The organism is Polaromonas sp. JS666 (assembly GCF_900103405.1).
Classification (GTDB): domain Bacteria; phylum Pseudomonadota; class Gammaproteobacteria; order Burkholderiales; family Burkholderiaceae_C; genus Polaromonas.
The window spans coordinates 900,433-923,446 of the sequence record NZ_FNHX01000001.1 but is presented as its reverse complement, the minus strand read 5'-3'; the positions used below and the strand labels follow the sequence as shown (position 1 = coordinate 923,446).

Genomic DNA, 23,014 nt, shown 5'->3' with positions numbered 1-23,014 from the left:
TGGTCCCCGTCAAACGTGTAGTCGACTACAACGTGAAAGTCCGCGTCAAATCCGATGGCAGCGGTGTCGACATCGCCAACGTCAAGATGAGCATGAACCCGTTTGACGAGATCGCCGTCGAGGAAGCCACGCGCCTGAAAGAAAAGGGCGTCGTCACCGAAGTCATCGCCGTCAGCTGCGGCGTTGCGCAGTGCCAGGAAACCCTGCGCACCGCCATGGCGATCGGCGCCGACCGCGCCATCCTGGTCGAGACCGCCGAAGAACTGCAGCCCCTGGCCGTGGCCAAGCTGCTCAAGGCCCTGGTCGAGAAAGAACAACCCCAGCTCGTCATCCTGGGCAAGCAGGCCATCGACGACGACTGCAACCAGACCGGCCAGATGCTGGCCGCGCTGCTGGGCTGGCCCCAGGCCACCTTTGCCTCCAAGGTCGAGGTCGAAGGCGGCAAAGCCAAGGTCACGCGCGAAGTCGACGGCGGGCTGGAAACCCTCTCGCTCACGCTGCCGGCCATCATCACCACCGACCTGCGCCTCAACGAGCCGCGCTACGTCACCCTGCCCAACATCATGAAGGCCAAGAAAAAGCAGCTCGACAGCCTCAAGCCCGAAGACCTGGGCGTGGACGTCAAGCCGCGCATCAAGACCCTGAAGGTCAGCGAGCCGCCCAAGCGCAGCGCCGGCGTCAAGGTGGCCGACGTGGCCGCCCTGGTGGACAAGCTCAAGAACGAAGCCAAAGTAATTTAAGGACTGATGACATGACCGCACTCGTTATTGCCGAACACGACAACGCCAGCATCAAGCCAGCGACCCTGAACACCGTGACCGCTGCCGCCCAGTGCGGCGGTGAAGTCCACGTGCTGGTGGCCGGCAAGGGCGCCGAAGCCGCCGCCAAGGCCGCCGCCGCGATTGCCGGCGTCGCCAAAGTCATCCATGTCGAAGGCGAGCACTTCGCCCACGGCCTGGCCGAGAACATGGCCGCCCAGGTGGTGGCCATTGCCTCCGCTTATTCGCACATCCTGTTTCCCGCCACCGCCTCGGGCAAGAACATCGCCCCGCGCGTGGCCGCGACGCTGGACGTGGGCCAGATCTCCGACATCACCAAGGTTGATGCTGCCGACACCTTTGAGCGCCCGATTTACGCCGGCAACGCGATCGCCATCGTGCAAAGCCTGGACGCCACCAAAGTCATCACCGTGCGCACCACGGGCTTTGACGCGGCAGCCGCCAGCGGCGGCTCGGCCGCGATCGAAACGCCGGCCGGTGTGGCCGACAGCGGCAAGTCGAGCTTCCTGGGCTCGGAGATCGCCAAGAGCGACCGCCCCGAGCTGACGGCGGCCAAGATCATTGTTTCGGGCGGACGCGCGCTGGGCTCCAGCGAGAAGTTCAGCGAAGTGCTGACGCCGCTGGCCGACAAGCTGGGCGCGGCCCTGGGCGCGAGCCGGGCCGCCGTCGATGCGGGTTATGCGCCCAACGACTGGCAGGTGGGCCAGACCGGCAAGATCGTGGCGCCCCAGCTCTATATCGCCGCTGGTATTTCCGGCGCGATCCAGCACTTGGCCGGCATGAAGGACAGCAAGGTCATTGTGGCGATCAACAAGGACCCCGAAGCGCCCATCTTCAGCGTGGCCGACTACGGCCTGGAAGCCGACCTGTTCACGGCCGTGCCTGAGCTGGTTGCGGCACTGTAAGTACTGAACTCCCTCCCCTGTTGGGGGAGGGCAGGGGGGAGGGTCGGCAGCGCTCGCTGCGGCCCCCTCCCAACCTTCCCCCCAGTGGGGGAAGGAGCAAGAATTTCGGAGACAAAAATGAGCTACACCGCCCCCGTCAAGGACATGCTGTTTGACATCCAGCACCTGGCCAATATCGAACAGATCGCCAAAATCCCGGGCTTTGAAGAGGCCGGCCTGGACACCGCGCAGGCGGTGCTCGAGGAATGCGCGAAATTCAATGAAGGCGTGCTGGCCCCGCTGAACCGCGACGGCGACATCAATCCCTCGAGCTGGAAAAACGGCGAAGTCACCACCACGCCCGGCTTCAAGGAAGCGTTCAAGCAATACGTCGAAGGCGGCTGGCAAGGCCTGCAGCACCCGGCTGATTTCGGCGGCCAGGGCCTGCCCAAGACCATAGGCGCGGCCTGCGGCGAAATGCTCAACTCGGCCAACATGAGCTTCGCGCTGTGCCCGCTGCTCAGCGACGGCGCCATCGAGGCGCTGCTGACTGCCGGCTCCGATGATCTCAAGGCGGTCTACCTCGAAAAACTCGTGAGCGGCCAGTGGACAGGCACCATGAACCTGACCGAGCCGCAGGCCGGCTCGGACCTGGCCATGGTGCGCAGCCGTGCCGAGCCCCAGCCCGACGGCACTTACAAGATTTTCGGCACCAAGATCTTTATCACCTATGGTGAGCACGACATGGCCGAGAACATCGTGCACCTGGTGCTGGCCCGCGTGACGGGCGCGCCCGAAGGCGTCAAAGGCATCAGCCTGTTTGTCGTGCCCAAGTTCATGGTCGGCAAGGACGGCGCCCTGGGCGCGCGCAACGACGTGCACTGCGTGAGCATTGAACACAAGATGGGCATCAAGGCCTCGCCCACCGCTGTGCTGCAGTACGGCGACCATGGCGGCGCCGTGGGCTACATCGTCGGCGAGGAAAACCGCGGCCTCGAATACATGTTCATCATGATGAACTCCGCGCGCTACGCCGTCGGCATGCAGGGCATCGCGATTGCCGAGCGCGCCTACCAGAAGGCCGTGGCGTTTTCGAAAGACCGCGTGCAGAGCCGGCCCGTCGATGGTTCGATCAAGGCCAGCGCGCCCATCATCCACCACCCCGACGTCAAGCGCATGTTGATGACCATGCGCGCCTACACCGAAGGCTGCCGGGCCATGGCCTCTGTGGCCGCCGCGGCTTACGACGCGGCCCACCACCATCCCGATGCCGAGGTGCGCAAGCAGAACCAGGCTTTTTATGAATTCATGGTGCCGCTGGTCAAGGGCTACAGCACCGAGATGAGCCTGGAAGTCACCTCGCTGGGCGTGCAGGTGCATGGCGGCATGGGCTTTATCGAGGAAACCGGCGCGGCGCAGTATTACCGCGACGCCAAGATCCTGACGATTTACGAAGGCACGACCGCCATCCAGGCCAACGACCTGATAGGCCGCAAGACCTCGCGCGACGGCGGCCAGGTGGCCAAGGCGATTGCCGGCCAGATCGAAGCCACCGAAAAACAACTCGTCAAGCAGGGCAATGCGGATGCCGTCGCTGTGGCCAAACGCCTGAAGGCCGCGCGTGAGGCCTTTGTCGATGTGGTGGATTTTGTGGCCGGCAATACCAAGGCCAGCCCCAATGCGGTGTTCGCCGGCAGCGTGCCCTATCTGATGCTCGCGGGCAATGTGGTCGCCGGCTGGCAGATGGCCCGTTCGCTGCTGGTGGCGCAGGAACAGATCGCGCAGGGGACCGACGTGGCCTTCATGCAGGCCAAAGTCACCACCGCGCGTTTTTACGCCGACCACTTGCTGACCAAGGCCCCCGGCCTGCGCGACAGCATTGTCGAAGGCGCCGACAGCGTGACCGCGCTGGCGCTGGACGCGTTCTGACAGGGCTGCCGCCACTCACCGGCGGCAGCCTGTTTTCCTGAATCCCCCTGTCTTTGATACCCACGGAGCCACCATGTCCAGACTGCCCGGCGCATTGAACCAGCTGCCCTTGCCCATCATCGGCTCGCCGCTCTTCATCATCAGCAACCCCAAGCTGGTCATCGCGCAGTGCAAGGCCGGCGTGGTGGGCGCCATGCCCGCGCTCAATGCGCGCCCGGCATCGCAGCTCGATGAGTGGCTGGCCGAAATCACCGAGACGCTGGCCGCCCACAACAAGGCCAACCCCGACAAGCCCGCCGCGCCCTTTGCCATCAACCAGATCGTGCACAAGTCCAACGACAGGCTGGAGCACGACATGGAGCTGTGCGTGAAATACAAGGTGCCCATCTACATCACCAGCCTGGGCGCGCGCGAGGACATCAATGCGGCGGCGCACAGCTACGGCGGGGTGGTCCTGCACGACATCATCAACAACAAGTTCGCGCGCAAGGCGATTGAAAAAGGCGCGGACGGCCTGGTGGCCGTGGCCGCCGGTGCGGGCGGCCATGCGGGCGTCAAAAGCCCTTTTGCGCTGATCCAGGAAATTCGCCAGTGGTTTGACGGCCCGCTGGCGCTGTCGGGCGCCATCTCCACCGGCGGCGCGGTGCTGGCCGCGCAGGCCATGGGCGCCGACTTTGCTTATATAGGCTCGGCCTTCATCGCCACCGACGAGGCGCGCGCCGCCGACGCCTACAAGCAGGCCATCGTCGACGGCAGTTCCGACGACATCGTCTACAGCAGCCTGTTTACCGGCGTGCACGGCAACTACCTCGCGCCTTCGATTCGCGCGGCCGGCATGGACCCGGACAACCTGCCCGAGGGCGACGTCAAGACCATGAACTTCGGCGGCGGCGAAGGCAGCAAGTCCAAGGCCTGGAAAGACATCTGGGGCTGCGGCCAGGGCATAGGCGCCGTCAGCAAGGTGCAAAGCGCCGCAGCCTTTGTGGAGCAGCTCAAGCGCGAATACTTTGACGCGCGCCAGCGGGTCTGCGCCTAGCAATTCGGTAGCGACCTGATGACGGCACCTCAGCGCCTCCAGGGCCTTGACGCCCTCAAAGGCCTGGCCTGCGTGCTCATCGTCTGGCACCACCTGGCTTTTTACGGACCCATGTCGGACGTGGTCTACGGCTATGCGCCCGGGCTCATGGACTGGCTTTATGACTACGGCCGCATGGCGGTGCAGCTCTTCCTGGTGGTGGGCGGCTTCCTGGCCGCCGCCTCGCTGGCGCCAAAGGGCACGGCTGTGTTCGACGCCGCCGGGCCTTTGATCCTGCGCCGTTATGGCCGCTTGGTGAAACCCTATCTGGTGGCACTGGCCGCCAGCGTTCTGGTGGCCGCGCTGCTCAGGCCCTGGTTTGACCACCCCTCGGTGCCCGCGGCGCCCACGCTGCTGCAGTTGCTGGCCCATGGCCTGTTGCTGCAGGACCTGCTGGGCCAGGAGTCGCTGTCGGCCGGCGTCTGGTATGTGGCGATGGATCTTCAGCTTTACGCGGTGGCGGTGCTGGTGTTTGCCGCTTCGCGGCGCCTGCGCACCAGCACGGCGGTGTCGGCGGGCGCCATGGCCGTTTTGCTGATCGCGTTGCTGTCCTTGCTGGTGTTCAACCGGCAACCGTCCTTTGACATCACCGCGCTGTACTTCTTCGGCGCTTACGCGCTGGGCATGCTGGCCTTCTGGGCTTCACGCGAGGCGGGTGCGCGCCGCGGGTTTTGGCTCTCGGCCATTGCCGTCCTGGGCACGCTGGCCCTGGCGCTGGATTTCCGGGGGCGGCTGGTCGTGGCCGTGGTGACTGCGCTGGTCCTGGTGTGGCTCAGCGGCGCGCCGCAAGATGCCTGGCCGCTGCGCTGGCTGCGGCAGCGCCGGCTCCAGCAGCTGGGCCGCATCTCGTACTCGGTGTTCCTGATCCACTTCCCGGTCTGCCTGCTGGTCAATGCCGTGGTCAGCCACTTCTGGCCCACGCAGCTTGCCGCGAATGCGCTGGGCATGCTGCTGGCGTTTGTGCTGTCCCTGCTCGCGGGGCAGGCGCTGTACCGCTGGGTGGAATCCGCGCCCCTGCGGTTGGCCCCTCGCAAGCTCAGCGCCTGAACCTCAACGCCTGAACATCTCGAGCTTGAGCTCGGCCGGCTGGCCCAGCCATGAGGCATGCGTGGTGTGGTCCGCCAGGTCGTCACCCGTCACCCCGTGCACAAACACATCCAGGCCCTGGCGCTCGCTCTCCAGCCAGGGGATGATGCGGTCGAACTCCGCGCTGTCAAACGACAGCTGGCAGCTCCAGCGCGGGTGCGGCCCCACTTCGCGTTCATGCACGCGGCCCACACCCACATGGAACAACTCGCCGGCCCGGCTTGCCAGCGCGCGCGCCTGCTCCACGGTGTCCGGCCCGAAATAGAGATGGGCGTGGTAGTGGCGGTGGATGTTTTCGGGGCGTTGAATCATGGCGGACACGAATATAGGGGGTGTTCGGGATCAATTATTGCGGCTTGGCCGTGCCATGGCGCAGGCAAGGGCTTTGCCTGCTGCTGTTGCGGGCTCCTCTGTTTAGAGGAGGCCTGCGGCCGCAAATGTCGGCCCATTTACAAATGCACTGGTTTTCCCTGGAAAAAATTCCAGGAATGCAACACAGAAGAAGAAATAGTAGTTGCCAAGTGTTTTTTGACTCTAAACTGATCCGGCCGTGTTAGCAGGCGCCAGGAGGCGCACTGGCAGGAGATAAATGAAACGCGCAAGTGGCGCGACAAATAACAGTAGCTGGTTCAAGCGCAACGGGTCGGGGATGATGGATAAAAAAGTATCGGGCGATGCCTTCTTCTGGGCATTGCAGGGGGTCTGCGCCTTACATCGCAAGCCGTTTTCGGATGCGCTGGCGCGGCAGCAATTGGCGGCGCCTTACACAACCCGCTCCTTGCTGGAGGCCATGCAGGCCTACGGCTTTGACGCTGTTCACCACAAGGCCAAGGCCGAAAAGCTGAACAAGGAAAGTTTTCCACTGATCGCCTGGCTGCAGCCCAAGGCGGCCAACCCCGCTCCGGCCCAGGCGGCCGGTGAGGACCCAAAAGACCCCGGCACGGAAGAAGCGCAGGCACCCGAACAAACAGCGCCCGCCCTGGTCCTGCAGGCCGATGCCACCAAGCTGCTGCTGATCGAAGCCGGCGACGCCAACCCGCGCACGCTGGAGCTGGCCGAGTTTGCCCTGCGCTACAGCGGCCACATCACGCGCGTGACGCCGCAGGCCGACCCGGCCGCCGACCCCGACAGCGACGCCCAGGCGCGGCAGTCGCGCAAATTCGGTTTCAGCTGGTTTGTGCCCGAGCTGCTCAAGCACAAAAAACTCTGGCAGGAGGTGCTGCTGGCCTCCCTGGTCATCCAGCTCATCGCGCTGGCCGCGCCGCTCTTTACCCAGGCCATCATCGACAAGGTGGTGGTGCACCGCACCGAAAGCACGCTCATCGTCATCGCCATCGGCATGCTGGTGTTCATGACTTTCTCCGCGGCGCTGTCCTGGTTGCGCCAATACCTGGTGCTGCACACCGGCAACCGGGTCGATGCGGTGCTGGGCTCCTCGGTGTTCGAGCGTTTGTTCAAGCTGCCGCCGCTGTACTTCCAGCACCGGCCCACCGGCGTCATCGCGGCGCGGCTGCACGGCGTGGAAACCATTCGCGAGTTCATCGCCAGCGCGGCCGTCACGCTGGTGCTGGACTTTCCCTTTTTGCTGATCTTCGTCGCCATCATGTTTTATTACAGCGTCACCCTGACGCTGATCGTGCTGGCCATCCTGGCCGTCATCGTCGGCCTGAGCCTGGTGGTGGCGCCGCTGTTCCAGGCGCGGCTGCAGGAGCAGTTCCAGATGGGCGCGCGCAACCAGGCTTTCCTCACGGAATATGTTGTGGGCCTGGAAACCGTCAAGTCGCTGCAGCTCGAGCCCCAGCTCAACAGCAAATACAGCGGCTACCTCGCCAGCTATTTGCAGGCCGGCTTCGCCACCAAGCAGCTGGCCAATACCTACAACACCGCGTCCAACCTGCTTGAACAATTGATGAGCCTGCTGATCCTGGGCATAGGCGCTTACACCGTCATGCACAGCAAGGAGTTCACCATCGGCATGCTGGTGGCCTTCCAGATGTTCTCGGGCCGTCTCTCGCAGCCCATGCTGCGCCTGGTGGGCCTGTGGCAGCAGTTCCAGCAGGCCAGCCTGTCGGTCGCGCGCCTGGGCGACTTGATGAACGCGCCGATAGAGCCCTATTCAGTGATTCCCGCGCGCGACACCGCGCGCAAGGGCGAGATACAGATCCACGACATCGCCTTTAAATACGCCGAGCACCTGCCGCTGGTGTATGAAAACCTCTCGCTGAATGTCAAGCCGGGCCAGATGATAGGCATCATGGGCCCCTCGGGTTGCGGCAAAAGCACCTTGGCCAAGCTGCTGCAGGGCTTTTACCAGCCCAGCGCCGGCCGCATCCTGATCGACGGCATAGACATACGCTACCTCTCGGCCAACGAGCTGCGCAGCCACTTCGGCGTGGTGCCGCAAGAGACCATGCTGTTCAGCGGCACCATCTACGACAACCTGCAGATGGCCAGCCCCAACGCCACCTTTGAGCAGATCACCGCCGCCTGCAAGATGGCCGAGATCCACAGCGTCATCGAGGCCCAGCCCCAGGGCTACCAGACCGAAATCGGCGAGCGCGGCGCCGGCCTCTCGGGCGGGCAGAAGCAGCGTATCGCCATTGCGCGCGCGCTGCTCAAGCGCCCCAGCATCCTGGTGTTTGACGAAGCCACCAGCGCGCTCGACGGCCCCACGGCCGAACACTTCGCGCAAACCATCAATGCCCTCAAGGGCAAGGTCACCATGCTCTTCATCACCCACGGCCTGCCCAAGGGCCTCAAGATAGACGCGGTGTTCCGCCTCACGGCCACGGGCGCGCAGCTGATGTCGCCCGCGCCAGGCCAGCCCGGCAAGGTCACGTCCATGGGCCATACACCTCACAGCGGAGGCGCCACGCTGCGCACCGTGCCCAAGCCGGAGGGCGAGGAATGAGCGCCATGCCCCCCAACGCGCAGCAGGCCGGTTCACCGCAACCAGAGGCCCCGGCCGCCGCCGCGCAGGCCTCCACACAAGCTTCCGCCAAGGTCGTTCCGCTGCGCCCGCCCAGCCAGTGGCATGACCCGCTCAGGCTGATACAGAACGAGCCCCCCAGCGAGTTCGGCCGCATCGTGCTGTGGTCCGTCTCGGCGCTGGTGTTTATCCTGCTCATCTGGGCCGCCATCGGCAAGCTCGACATCATCGCCACGGCCGAAGGCAAACTCGTGCCGCAAACCCTGGTCAAGATCGTGCAGCCCGCCGAGCCCGGCGTCGTCAAGGAACTGCTGGTCAACGAAGGCGACACCGTCAAGCGCGGCCAGGTGCTGGCGCGGCTGGACACGACGCTCGCCAGCGCCGACAAGGCCGGCATCAGCAGCGACCTCGCCACCCAGCAACTGCAGATGCGCAGGCTCGAGGCCGAACTGGCCGACCAGCCCATGCTGCCCAAGGCCGGCGACGACCCGCAACGCTTTGCCCATGTGCAAAGCCAGTACATCGCCCACCGCAAAGCCTTTCTCGACAGCCTGGACCAGGAAAAGTCCATGCTCACCAAAGCCGAGCATGAGAAAAAAGGCGCAGCCGAAATGCTCACCAAGCTGCAGCAAACCTTACCGACCTACCAGCGCACCGCCGCCGCGTACGAGAAGCTCGAAAAAGAAGGCTTTATGGGCAGCCTGGCCGCCGCCGACAAGCAGCGCGAAGCGATAGAAAAAGCCAAGGACCTCGACGCCCAGCAATCCGCCGTGCAGGCCTTCACCGCCACCATCGCCGCGCAAACCAAAAAAATCAGCCAGCTGCAAAGCGCCTACAAAAGCGAGCTGCAAAAAGAGCTGGCCGAAGTTCGCGCCAAAACCGCGCAGCTGCAACCCACGCTCGACAAAAGCATTTACAAGGAAGGCCTGATGGAGCTGCGCGCCCCGCAAGACGGCGTCATCAAAGACCTGGCCACCACCACCGTGGGCGCCGTCGTGCAGCCCGGCAGCGTGGTGCTGACCTTGGTGCCCCAGGGCGAGCAGCTGTTTGCCGATGTCTCCATCAAGAACGACGACGTGGGTTTTGTGCAAGTGGGCCAGTCGGCGCAGGTCAAGCTCGCGGCCTATCCGTTTCAAAAGTACGGCATGTTGATGGGCAAGGTGATCCACATCAGCGCCGACGCCACGCAGAACAACCAGGGCAGCGGCAGCGCGTCATCAGCCAGCGCCGGCTCAAGCGCTGCCGATGCCGCGGCGGCTGCGGCTGCCGCCATGGCCACCTACAAGGTGCGCGTCAAGCTCGATGAGCAGGTTCTCAAGGATCCGCAGGGCAAGGCCCTGGTCATCACGCCGGGCATGCAGGTGGTGGCCGAGATCAACCAGGGCAAGCGGACGGTGCTGGAGTATTTGCTGTCGCCTGTGCAGAAGGCGGTGCAGGAGTCGGGGAGGGAGAGGTGAGGGGGTACATGGTGCTTATTCAGATGCTGGCGAGAAGAGGGGAAAGGTCACTGCCGGCTAACACAAGAATTGGCGCAATGCTGTTTAGTGGTTTTAATTTGATTGGAGTATTGCTGTGAAGGCCTCCCAATGTAGTGACCCCGTTCAATCACCCATTAAGCGTAGCCGCTTGATCATCGGTTGGGGCGTGGTGATCGGGCTGAGTTTTTTAGAACTGATGGCTTCTCTATATGGCAGGCCTTCGGTGCTTGTGCCGTATCCAGAAATCACCGCATTTGTTGCCGCAGTCGGCCAGTGGGTTCCGATGGTGCAATCCTTTGCGCGTTGTGCGGCAGGCCTTGATACGGGAAGTGGACTAATGTTGGCGTTAGATGCAGTTTTTTTTCCAATCAAACTTGTCGCACTCTACTATGCACATCCCAGACAACTACTGCAATTAGTTAGAGGTTGGCGAGCAGTTTGGGGCGCCTTTTACGTCTTCTTGTTTGCCGCGGTTGCGTTGGTCCCCACCTACATCTGGGGCTGGTTATTTGCACCTGGAGACGCTGGACTAGCTTCAATCAATAGAAAGACTTCAGCGCTATGTGCCGGCGGTGGAGCAGCCTTCTTTGCAGCTTTGATTCAGGGTGGATTCGCGTTGTCATGCGCGTACTTTTCCGTCGTTATCTTGAGATCCGTTTTCGATAGCTTGGTCAGAGTGTTCACCATTCACGAACGCTAATTTTTAGTCCTTCGAGGGGAAATATATGGGAATTTTGCTCAAATACGAACAATACGGCGAGTGGCGTGATGCTCCCGCTAACGACGGCACCGCAGTCATGATTGGTGCGATTGCCTCCGAAAGCGTCGATAAGGCACTTAGTTGGCTTCTAACAGCCTCGCCTAAGTTGGTCCAAGATGTTATTTCAGGTGCCCGCATCAACGAAGTCAATGCGTTGGCAAATTACGGGCTCTCAGCCAGTTTGCACCGAAAGTTGACCGAAATTGCGAGTCAGGTGACAAATCCCGTTGCGCTTGCCTATTACGAGCGACTCATCGCCGAAGCCGCGGGCGACATGAATGCATCGCGAATTGCGTTGGCCAATGCTCTTGGGCTGCCGCAGAACCTCGAGTTGGCAGATCTTGCCCGCAGGGCTTACGGCGAAAAGGTCGCGGCAGCCATCAGCACTGGGGTGAGCTCGTTTGCTGGTGCAGCGTGGACGGCATGGAAACTCAAAGTAATTATCGATAATCCTGACAATTTAACGCCTGAAAAGGTGGCTGAAGGGTACCGCAAAGAACTGATTAACTTTTCAACGAGTGCCATTGGTGAGATAACCGCCGGCTATCGAAAATTCATCAACACTGGCGTGGTGCTTGAAATGCCCACTTGGTTGAAGCGCTTTGCTCAGCCGCAAGCCGCTCCTGCCGCCGTTTTGACAGGGGCAACGGGGGCGAGGGCTCTGTACATAATCGCCCGCAGTACGATCGCGGGGGCCCTTTCCAGTCTTGCTTTTGAAGGTGGTTGGATGGCCGGTACTGTCCTTAAGGACGTCAGTTTTTTTGGTACGCCGCTGCAGGACTGGTTCAGCGGAGGAATTGGCGCGATAGCGAGTTTGTTTGAAGATCCTCGCGCGCATTCCGAGCCAATCGCACTGCTAGCGGGTGTATTGTCTCGTGTAGCTCCGCGTTCCAATGTTGATCAGCTTGCGGCCCTGTTAAAAGCAGCGACGCTGGAAGACAACCCACTAAAAGAATCGGTCGCGATATTTGCGCAAATCTACCGTGCAGTTACGGGCAGTCCTCTGGCGCAACTGCCGACTACAGAGTTGGCCTTCGCCAAATTGGTTGGGAACTTTTTTGTCCAGCAAGCGAACGCAAGTTTTGACGGCACGTTGGTGTTGTTACCTCAGAACATTAAGCCGACGCACATCGCTCATCTGTATGCATTGGTACAACTCAACTCATTTGCCATTGAGGGCTTGAACTATTCAAGCTTTAACGGCAATGGGGAACTGGATATTTATGATCCTGTCGAAAAAACAGGAACGTTAACCACGGATTGGGTGAAGGACCGCACAGCATTGTTGGCTGCTCTTGTTGCAAGCCGTACAGCCAACAATGACAGCATTGGTTACAGCAGTCTTCTGCGGAATGATCGCAGTTATGAATTTCGCTACATCGATCCCACAACGGGGGTAGAGCGCATTCTTCTTGGGGAGAATACCGCTCGCCAGGGTGGCGTCACGGGGCCGGTACCTAGCCAATTGATTGCTTTTGGCGATGACCAAGCCAACTTCCTCACTGGCTCGGACAATAAGCTAGAGGATCGCCTTTACGGCGGTGGTGGCAATGACACCTTGAGAGGCAAAGCCGGAGGCGACTATCTCGAAGGTGATGCGGGCGATGACACACTGGATGGTGGCGCTGACGGCGACACGCTGGTGGGTGGCGCAGGCGCCGACGTTTACCTGTTCTCCGGCGTCTTTGGCAAAGACACTATCCTCGATGCGGACGGGTTGGGCCAGATAAAAATTGATGGCTTGACCATTGACACTGCCAAAGCTTCGGGCCGGCGCAACGTATGGATTGCTGAACTCAGTTCGGGGGCCAAGGTTGAACTGACTGTCTACGACGATGCCCGTTCAGCGACCGGCAAAAAACTCGTCATTACCCGTCCCGGCAGTGTGGACAATTCTGTCACCATCAATAATTTTGACCTGATCAAGGCCCAAAACGGCGGTTACCTGGGTATCCAGCTCGCAAGTGCGGTCAAGCTCGTTTTGCAAGAAGGGGGAGGCAGCAATCCCTTCACGGACACCAGTTTTAATCCCGCCACAGTCAGCGGTTCCAGTTTGATCGACGAAGGAAGCGGCAGCCCTTACGTCCTCTTCCTGAACATTGCTGCCAAGGCGGGCGATACCATCACGCTGAGTTTGTCCGCGATGGGAGACAAATTCAAAGTCGTCCTGGGCGACAGGACGGTGGATGCCGATGGCGCCGTGATCACCTTGGCCGAAGGCCAGGACAAGGTCACTTTTTCGCTGGTGCAGACAGGCGATGTGACCGCCGACGCCAATGGACTTCTCAGCGCGAGTTACCAGGGAAGCAATCAGACTGCCGATTCCAACCCTTGGACCATCAACCTCAAGGATGCGGGGGAAGTCGCCAAGACCTTCATTGGCGACCAGCGCGGCCAAACCGTCACCAACCCGCAAACCGGCGACCAGTCCTACGACTGGGCCAGTACTAGCTGGACGGCGGAGGGCGTGCTCACCGGAGGGGTTGTTGATGCCGGCTACAAGGATGTGATCAAGGGAGGTGCCGGCAATGACAAGATTGACGGCAAAGGCGGCAATGACCTTCTTTATGGTGATGACGGTAACGACGAGATCGACGGCGGAACTGGCGACGACCTGATAGGCGGCGGCAAGGGCAGCGACACCATCAATGGCGGTGCGGGCAATGACATCATCCTGAGCGCTACCAGCGTGGCCGGCTCCCAGCGTGGAGGGCCTACCGACAACTGGGATCCTTCATTGCTCTACCACGGCGGCGGCACCGAGATGGACGATGCGTCGGACGCCATCGATGCCGGAGATGGCAGCGACCTGGTGTATGCCGGCCGTGGCGACGACCGCATTGAAGGCGGTGCAGGCGACGACAAGCTCTGGGGCCTGGAGGGTGATGACATCATTGAGGGTGGTCTTGGGGACGATGAGCTGCGCGGAGACGGCGTTAACACACCGGGTGGCTATGACTACACTCCGGCCGCGAATCACGGCAGCGACTTTCTGGATGGCGGCGAGGGTAACGACAAGCTCTGGGGATACGGCCAGGACGACTCGCTGTTTGGCGGCGCGGGCAATGATGTTCTGTGGGGTGACGCGTCCAGCTCAGTTTTGTCGGGCGAATACCACGGCAGCGATTATCTCGATGGAGAGGATGGCGACGACATACTGGTCGGTTATGGAAAAGCCGACACCCTGTATGGCGGGGCCGGCAATGACATTCTGATCGGTGACGCCGCGGAATCCGAACTCGCGGGCCAGTACCACGGCGACGATTACCTCGACGGAGAGGATGGCAACGACCATCTCACGGGCAACGGCGGCAATGACACGCTGTATGGCGGGGATGGAGCCGATGTGCTTTGGGGCGATGCTGCGGAGCTTGCCGGCCAATACCATGGGAGTGACTACCTGGACGGAGAAGCCGGTGACGACATTCTTTACGGCTTTGGGGGCAGTGACACTCTTTACGGCGGTGACGGCGACGACTCTATGGAGGGTGACGCTGCGGAGTCCGTTATCGCCGGCGAATACCAGAGGGATGACTACCTGGATGGGGAGGACGGAAACGATCACCTCTGGGGCGGCGGGGGAAATGACACGCTGTATGGCGGAGATGGTGACGATCAAATAAAGGGCGATGCGGATGAATCTTTGCTGGCAGCTGAATACCATGGGGACGACTACATCGACGGTGAAGACGGCGACGACCTGATCATCGGCGATGGTGGCAATGACACCCTGTATGGCGGAGACGGTGACGACGAATTGCAGGGCGACGCCCGTGAAGAAGATCTGGCCGGCGAATACCATGGCGACGATTACCTGAACGGGGAGGGCGGCAACGACACGCTGTTCGGCGCGGGAGGCGACGACACGCTTTACGGCGGGGAAGGTAACGACAACCTGCTGGGTGATGGGGTTGAATCCGATGTGTCCGGCGAATACCACGGCAACGACTTCCTCGATGGCGAGGCGGGCAATGACAACCTGACGGGTAACGGCGGAGACGATACGCTGATAGGCGGCACCGGCAACGACAAGCTCTATGGCGATAACGATGATGAAGACTTTTTGCAAACCCAGTACCACGGAAATGATTCTCTGGATGGTGGCGACGGTAACGACTACGCCGAAGGCGGTGGTGGCGAAGACACCGTCCTGGGCGGCGCCGGGGACGACGTTCTCTGGGGCGACGCAGCCGAAAGCAAGGTCAGCCTGGAGTTCCATGGCAACGACACCCTGGACGGCGGGGCCGGTGCGGACGTGCTGGTTGGCGGCGGCGGAAATGACATCCTGCTCGGCGGTGATGGCAATGACACTCTGCGCGGAGACACTGGCAACGACCGCCTCGAAGGCGGCGCCGGCGACGACATCCTGTTGGGGGGTGACGGCGACGACATCCTGATCGATACCGAAGGCAACAACACTTTCGACGCGGGTTCGGGCAATGACACCGTCACCATGGGTGACATGGACAACAACCTGCAGGGTGGTGAGGGAAGCGACACCATTGCCGCGGGCAATGGCCACAACATCGTCAACGGCGGCTCCGGGAACGACAGCATTACTGCGGGTAATGGCAACAACACCTTGAGTGGCGATGACGGCAATGACACCATCACTGCAGGCAGCGGGAACAATACTCTCAGTGGTGGAGTCGGGAACGACAGCCTCACCACCGGCGACGGCGACAACACCTTGAACGGCGACGACGGTGATGACACCATCGTGGCAGGTGACGGCAACAATAATCTCAGTGGTGGAGTCGGCAACGACAGCATCACGGCCGGCGACGGCGACAACACCTTGAACGGCGACCAGGGCAGCGACACCATGACCGCCGGTTCGGGCAACGACACGCTGAACGGCGGTGAGGGTAACGATATGCTCTCAGCCGGTAACGGCAACAACATCCTGCTGGGGGGTAACGGCAACGACAGCCTGACCTCCGGCACGGGTGTCGACAACCTGAGCGGCGGCTACGGCAACGACACGCTGCATTCGGGTGGCGGCAACGACGTGCTCAACGGCGGTGACGGCGACGACATGCTGTACGGCGAAGGCGGCAACGATGTGCTCTACGCCAGCCGCGGCAATGACACGCTGGCCGGCGGCGACGGCCTGGACACCTATGTGCTGAACTACAGCGCCGACCGCAGCAAGGTGGTCGATAACTCCGTCGAGGGTTCGGTCGTCAAGCTGGGCGCGGCGGGCATGAAGTTCGAAGACCTGTATGCCACTCGGCGAGCCAATGACCTGGTGGTCGAGGTGCGCGGCACCTCGGCGTCCATGCGCATCAAGGACTATTACGCTTCCACCCAGACCTCCTGGGTGTTTGAGGATGCGCAGGGTAACACCACCACGGGCGAAGCACTCGTGGCGGCCAGCCAGACGGATTGGGCCCAGCTGCAGGCGAATTTGCTCAAGGATTTCCAGTCCAGCGCCTTGGGTTCAATTTCGCGGGGCTACTCCGATGGCGGCTACACGCAGCGGGTTGATGGTTCGTGGTACCGGGCCGCCAGTTATGAGGTGGACATTTCCAAGGCCTATGTCAAGAGGACGGAGCTCTTCAAGGATCTCTCGGGTGTAATCACTGCTCACGTTGCTGCTGAGGAATGGAGCGGGGATCTGCCATCGCAGCCCGCCACGGACACGACTGCCACGGTCACCTTTCAAACAAACGCGGTTGCCGACGGTACAACGACGCTTCAGTCCTATAACTATGCCTTCAACTTCGAAAATGCGTGGAGTTCGGTGAACTGGACAAAAGATCCCAGTTCCCACTTTGAATCGGACTGGAATCTTGTGTATGACGCCGGCCTGATGGGCTACATTGGCTACACACGGGTTGACATCGATACGGACTACTACACGGGCAAAGTCAACCAACTGACCTTCCAGGACCCTGGCGCGCCCGCGCTGGCCGGCAATTTGCCGAGCTATGTCGCAGTTGACTTCTGGCACCGCCAGGACAGCTACAACCTCGGCCTCTCGATACTGGCCGACGGCGACCAGACGGTGTCGGCCGACGGCTATTCAGCCGTGATAGGCGGCACCGGCAATAACATAATTTACGGCGCCGGTTTTGCCTATGGCGGCACCGGCAACGCGCAGCTGATAGGCGGCGGCACGCTGATGGCCGGCACCGGCGACCAATTGCTGCAGTTCGGTCAAACCATGGTGGTCGGTGACGGCCACGACACAGTGGTGGGCCGCGACAGCAGCCGCATCCTGGTCAACCCGGACAACCTGGGTATAGACCTGATTGGCCAGAGCTTCGATTGGGAATCCGACCTAGACAACTTCGGGCAATCTCTGGAGATCAAGGCGATTTACCAGGCCCTGGGTTTTGAAGACTGGAAAAAGAACTACCAGTATGGCGGGAAACACCGCCTGGACTTCGGTGAAGACTTCGTGGGCTATTTCGATTCCCTGGAGGATGCACGCGCCGCCTTTGTCCCTAGCGACGCCTGGCCCACGTTCGACATCGCGATGGCTTATGCCTTCACGACCTGGCGATATGTGGAGCCTTTGACGGCGCTGTACAAGACGCCCTACACCAGCGTGGAAGACCCGGCCAGCGGGTTGGTCGCCAGCAGCTATTACGCTGCGCATGGCATCACGCCCACCCTGCTGACGGCGAATGATTTTGCGGCATTGCAGCCGCTGCTCCAGGCCGAGCTGCTGCCCCAGGGTATCGTCAGCTTTGGCCCCGGGCTCTCGCTGGCGGACCTGACCCTGTCTTGGGGAGAGGCGGTGGGCTCCCTCGACGGCGCCACGCATGTCACACTCGACATTCTGTGGGGAGCCGACCAGGGCATACGCATCATGATGCCGCGCACTGGCGATGGGCTGAACAGCGTGGTTCAGCAGTTTGAGTTCTCCGACGGCACGGTCAGCAGCCTGCTGGACCTGATCGCCCTGGCGCCGCCCGCGCCCGACTTTGACCTCGGCTATGCCCGGCTTTACGCGGGCATGGGTGCGCAGACCGCAGATGCGGCCGACGTGGCCGGCATTCGCGCAGCAGTCGCATCCGCCGGCGAACTCAAGGTCGAGAGCGATGGTGTGGACCTCGTGATCTCCATCATCGGCAGCAGCGACAGCCTGCGGATTACCGGCTGGTATGCCGATTCCAGTGCCATGTCTCAGGCGGTGCTGTTCACCTCGGGCGGGGCCACGCTTTCCGCGGACGAGTTGACCGGCAAGGGCTTGCTCAAGGACGGCAGCGCTGGCGACATGGACCTGTACGGTGTACCCGACTTTGCCACCACCTTTATCGCAGGGCCGAATACCCGCATGACGGGCAATTCGGGCATGGACATCTATGTCTATAACGCGGGCAGCGGCGAGGTGCACATCAGCGACCCGGGCGGCGGCACCGTGCGTTTTGGCAGCGGCGTCAGCGCCACCGCCACACTGGGCCTGGGCGATGGCTCGCTGCTGATCCAACTGGGAAGCCAAGGTGACCAGATTTACCTGGAAAACTTCGACCCAAGCGACGCCGAAAACTTCGAAAGCGTGTCGGACTTCGAGTTTGCCAACGGCAGCACGCTGAGCCTGCAGGACTTGCTGGACCAGGGCTTTGACCTGTCGGGCACCTCGGATGCCGACACCATCACCGGCACCAGCGTGACCGACCGCATGCTGGCGGGTGCGGGCGACGACCTGCTGCAAGGCGGCAGGGGCGACGACACGCTGGACGGCGGGGCCGGCAGCGATGTGTATCTCTTCAGCCGCGGCGATGGTGTGGACACTATCCACGAAGGCGATGCAACGCCTGGCAATGTGGACACCATCCGCTTTGATGATTCCGTCAGCGTGGCGGACGTCAGGGTCAGCCGCGAAGGCTTGAACCTCTACCTCAGCATGGACGGCAGCACGGATCGCATCGAGATCAGCAACTGGTTTGCTGAGGGCGCCGACACGGTGGAGCAGGTCGAGTTTGCCGATGGCACGGTGTGGGGCAAGGCCGAGCTGGAAGCCAGGTTGCCGATAGCCATCACGGGAACCGAAGGGGATGATGAGCTGAGCGGCTCGGAGGCCTTTGAGGTTTTCAACGGCCAGGGCGGCAATGACATACTGAGCGGCGGCGCGGGCAACGATGTGTACCTGTTCAAGCGCGGCGACGGCCAGGACATCATCGACGACTATGACGAAACCCTGGGCAATATCGACACCATTCGATTTGACAGCGGCATTTCAGCGACCGACGTCAGGGTCACTTTCGATTCCTATGGGCATTTGTCCCTGAGCATAGACGGCACCGAGGACCGTATCCAGCTCAACTCCTGGATGCAAGGCGAGGCCTACCAGGTCGAGCGGGTGTTGTTTGCCGACGGCACCGTGTGGCAGCAGGAAGACCTGGCTGCCATGGCTGTGTTTGGTCCTACCGAAGGTAATGACTACCTGGAAGGAACGGAAGACGGTGATTTCCTGAGAGGCCTGGGTGGCGCCGACGAGCTGTACGGGCAGGGCGGTAACGACATCATTGCCGGTGGCAGTGGTGACGACTACCTGGACGGCGGAGCGGGCGATGACCTGCTGGAGGGCGGTACTGGTAACGACACCCTGAATGATGGTGCCGGCAACGATGTGTACCTGTACAGCCGGGGCGACGGCTCTGATCGCATCCAGGATTATGACGAGACGGTTGGCAACATCGATACCCTGCGGTTCTATGACGGAACGATCACCACCGCTGACATCAAGGTAACCCGGGGCCTGACTGACCTGTATCTGCACATCGAAGGCACGGGTGACCGGATTGCCCTTAACGACTGGCTAGGCGATGAAGGAAGCCGGATTGAGCAGGTTGAGTTTGCCGATGGCACGGTGTGGGATGCTGCCATGCTGGAAAGCCTGATCACCATGGCATCGGGCACTGAAGGTGACGATTCCCTGTACGGTACGGAGGCCTCGGAGGTGCTCAATGCACTTGGTGGCGACGATGATCTTGTGGGTAATGGTGGTGACGACACGCTTGATGGCGGTGCGGGGAATGACTACCTCGAGGGCGGTACAGGTAACGACGTGTACCTGTTCGGCCGCGGCAGCGGGAATGACGAGATTTTTGACTACGACGAAACCGCCGGCAATATCGACACGGTCCGTTTCGACGCAACAGTTGCTCCCGGCGACATCAAGCTCACGCGTGACAGTTCCAGCCTCTTCCTGACGATTGACGGGACGAGCGACCGGATTACCTTGGGTGGCTGGTTTGCGGACCAAGCCCACCAGGTCGAACGAATCGAGTTCGCCGACGGAACGGTCTGGACCAAGGCCGACGTGGAGTCATTCCCCGTGGTGTTTGCGGGCACCGAAGGCGATGACATGCTGGCGGGTACCGATGGTGCCGACCTGCTCGAAGGCGGTGGCGGCAATGACACCCTCAATGGCGGTGCCGGCAACGACGTTTACCTGTATAAGCTTGGAGACGGCTCGGACACCATCAACGAATACGATCCCCTGGACGGCAATGTTGATACTGTCCGTTTCGACAGCTCGGTGACCGTGTCTGACGTCCAGGTAACGCGTGATGGCAGCAATTTATACCTGGGAATCAACGGCACGGCAGATCGGATCACGCTGGCCAGCTGGTTTAGCAATGCCGGCAGGCGGATAGAGCAGGTCGAGTTTGCCGATGGCACGATTTGGGATACCTCGGCCCTGGCGGCGACGGCGGTGTTCTCGGGTACTGCGGGCGATGATGTCGTGATGGGGTCAGCGCTTGGCGACGTGATCGATGGCGGCACGGGCAACGATACGCTCTATGGCGGCACAGGTAACGATGTATATCTGTACAAGCGCGGCGACGGCTCGGACACCATTGGCGAGTCCGATGACACCGTGGGCAATATCGATACCCTCCGCTTCGGCGATGCGGTGCTGGCGAGTGATGTCAAGATCACTCGCAATGCGTGGCATCTCTTTTTGCAGATAGAGGGTACGGCTGATGTGATCACGGTGAAGAACTGGTTCTTTCACGAAAGATACCGGATTGAGCAGATCGAGTTTGCCGATGGAACCGTGTGGGACAAGGCCCAGGTAACTGCCTTGGTGGCGGCCGCCGTGTTCGTCGGCACCAGCGGCGATGATTATCTGTGGGGAAGCGCGGATGTTGAGACGATGGAGGGCGGGGCCGGTAACGACACGCTTCGCGGTGAAGCCGGTAACGACGTTTACCTGTACAAACGGGGCGACGGCACGGACACCATCACCGATCACGACGAATCCGCAGGAAATATCGACACGGTCCGCTTCGACAGCTCGGTGACAGTGGCCGACATCAATGTGACCCGGGACCAGGCCAATCTCTATTTGGGCATCAATGGCACGACGGACCGCATTATCCTGAGCAACTGGTTTGATGGCGATGCCGACAAAGTCGAGCGCGTCGAGTTCGCCGACGGTACGGTATGGGGCCTGAGTGATCTGCTGGACTTGAGCATTATTCGTGGCACGGCAGGGGACGATTCCCTGTCCGGCACCGTGGGTGCCGACGTACTGCAAGGGCTGGGCGGTAACGACCTGCTGAGCGGTGGCTTTGGTAACGATGTCTACCTCTACAAGCGCGGAGATGGGTCGGACACCATCGCCGATTCAGACTCTCAGAGTGGCAACGTCGATACCGTGCGTTTCGACAGCTCGGTGGCCGTGTCGGACGTCAAGGTGACTCGCGATGGCTACAACATGTACCTGAATATCAACGGGACTTCGGACCGGATCACGCTGCGGGACTGGTTCAGCAGCAATAACAACAACGCCTACAAAATCGAGCAAATCGAGTTTGCCGATGGTACGGTCTGGGGTACCTCAGCCCTGGCAGCCATGGCGGTGTTTGGCGGAACCGCAGGCGATGACTCCTTGATGGGCTCTGTCCAAGGTGATGTGATGGACGGAGGGGCCGGCAATGACCTGATCAATGGCAATCTTGGCAACGACGTCTACCTGTATAAGCGGGGGGACGGCTCGGACATGATCAGCGAATACGACACGGCGGTGGGCAATATCGACACCCTGCGCTTTGATAGTTCAATAGCAGCCGCCGATATCAAGTTCAACCGTGACCACTGGAATCTCTACCTGAGCATAGAGGGCACGACGGACGTGATCACGCTGGGCAGGTGGTATTTGAACGACGCCTACAAGATCGAGCAGGTGGAGTTTGCTGACGGTACGCTGTGGAACAAGACCGATTTTGCCGCCATGGCGGCTGACGTGGTTTTTGGCGGCACTGAGGGCAGCGACACCCTGTACGGAGTTGCAAGCAATGACATCCTGAAAGGGCGTGGTGGCAGCGACTCGCTTTACGGCGGGGATGGTTTCGATGTGCTGGAAGGCGGTGCGGGAAATGACTCCCTTACGGGCGGCATTGGCAGTAACTACCTTGATGGAGGTGACGGGTCCGACACCTTGAGCGGTAGCGAGGCTGACGCCGACCTCTTCATCGGTGGCACCGGAAACGACGTGGTCAACCTCGGCAATGGGAAAGACCTCATCGCCTTCAATGTCGGCGACGGACAGGATACGGTGTACGCAAGCGGTGCATCCGTGAGCCCGAACGACACCATTAGCCTGGGCGGTTCCGGTTTGAACTATGCCAACCTGAGCCTGCAAAAGAGCAGTAACGACCTGGTGCTCAAAATCAGTGCAACGGACCAGCTGACTTTCTACAACTGGTACGGCAACACCGCCAGCCGGAGCGTGCTGAACCTGCAATTGGTATCCGAAGCCATGGCCGCCTTTGATGCGAATTCCACCGACCCGCTGCTCAACAAAAAGGTACAAACCTTTGACTTCCAGGGCCTGGTCGGCGCGTTCGACGCGGCGCGCACGGCCACACCGGGGCTGAGCAGTTGGGCGCTGAGCAACGGGCTCACGCAGTTCCACCTGGCGGGCAGCGACAGCGAAGCCCTGGGCGGCGACCTGGCCTACCACTATGGCGCGGACGGCACGCTGGCCGGCATGGGCCTGGGCAAGGCGCAGGAAGTGCTGACGAATGCGCAGTTTGGTGCGCAGGCGCAGGCCGTGCATTCGACGGCCAGCTTGCAAGAGGGGCTGATTCGACTGGGCTAAGCGGATGGTGAGTGCCGCGGCTGATTT

10 protein-coding genes are annotated in these 23,014 nt (G+C 61.4%); 9 read left to right on the top strand and 1 reads right to left on the bottom strand.

The window, feature by feature from the left end; translation table 11 throughout:
- The 5 genes from BLQ85_RS04450 to BLQ85_RS04430 form a co-directional block, all read left to right on the top strand.
- Window positions 1–740: electron transfer flavoprotein subunit beta/FixA family protein (locus BLQ85_RS04450; RefSeq protein WP_074575174.1), on the top strand; the 740-nt coding region annotated here is incomplete at its 5' end.
- 11 nt (window positions 741–751) lie between these two features.
- Window positions 752–1,684 carry an electron transfer flavoprotein subunit alpha/FixB family protein gene (locus BLQ85_RS04445; protein WP_074575066.1) on the top strand — a complete coding sequence of 311 codons (933 nt, stop codon included), beginning with the start codon at window positions 752–754 and terminating at the stop codon, window positions 1,682–1,684.
- A gap of 117 nt (window positions 1,685–1,801) precedes the next feature.
- Window positions 1,802–3,592, top strand: coding sequence for an acyl-CoA dehydrogenase (locus tag BLQ85_RS04440; protein WP_074575065.1), 1,791 nt, complete (start codon window positions 1,802–1,804; stop codon window positions 3,590–3,592).
- Window positions 3,593–3,665: 73 nt separating this feature from the next.
- Window positions 3,666–4,628 carry an NAD(P)H-dependent flavin oxidoreductase gene (locus BLQ85_RS04435; protein WP_074575064.1) on the top strand — a complete coding sequence of 321 codons (963 nt, stop codon included), beginning with the start codon at window positions 3,666–3,668 and terminating at the stop codon, window positions 4,626–4,628.
- A gap of 18 nt (window positions 4,629–4,646) precedes the next feature.
- On the top strand, window positions 4,647–5,714 hold the full coding sequence (locus tag BLQ85_RS04430; protein ID WP_074575063.1) for an acyltransferase family protein: 1,068 nt from the start codon (window positions 4,647–4,649) through the stop codon (window positions 5,712–5,714).
- Between the two features lie 3 nt (window positions 5,715–5,717).
- On the opposite strand, the gene BLQ85_RS04425 is transcribed toward BLQ85_RS04430, so the two are convergent.
- Window positions 5,718–6,065, bottom strand: coding sequence for a DOPA 4,5-dioxygenase family protein (locus BLQ85_RS04425; protein WP_074575062.1), 348 nt, complete (start codon window positions 6,063–6,065; stop codon window positions 5,718–5,720).
- Window positions 6,066–6,405: 340 nt separating this feature from the next.
- Here BLQ85_RS04425 and BLQ85_RS04420 point away from each other — a divergent pair, with 340 nt between their 5' ends.
- From BLQ85_RS04420 to BLQ85_RS04410, 4 genes are all read left to right on the top strand, one after another.
- Window positions 6,406–8,664 carry a peptidase domain-containing ABC transporter gene (locus BLQ85_RS04420; RefSeq protein ID WP_074575173.1) on the top strand — a complete coding sequence of 753 codons (2,259 nt, stop codon included), beginning with the start codon at window positions 6,406–6,408 and terminating at the stop codon, window positions 8,662–8,664.
- Window positions 8,661–10,139 (top strand): HlyD family type I secretion periplasmic adaptor subunit, encoded by a 1,479-nt coding sequence (locus BLQ85_RS04415; RefSeq protein WP_074575061.1) that lies wholly within the window; start codon window positions 8,661–8,663, stop codon window positions 10,137–10,139. The genes BLQ85_RS04420 and BLQ85_RS04415 overlap by 4 nt, the downstream gene beginning before the upstream one ends.
- 169 nt (window positions 10,140–10,308) lie before the next feature.
- A complete protein-coding gene (locus BLQ85_RS24130; protein WP_139200884.1) occupies window positions 10,309–10,860 on the top strand; it encodes a hypothetical protein in 552 nt (183 codons plus the stop codon).
- 25 nt (window positions 10,861–10,885) lie between these two features.
- The gene (locus BLQ85_RS04410; protein WP_139200883.1) at window positions 10,886–22,987 is read left to right on the top strand and encodes a calcium-binding protein; all 12,102 of its coding nucleotides are present in this window, start codon (window positions 10,886–10,888) and stop codon (window positions 22,985–22,987) included.
- The last annotated feature ends 27 nt before the right edge of the window (window positions 22,988–23,014 follow it).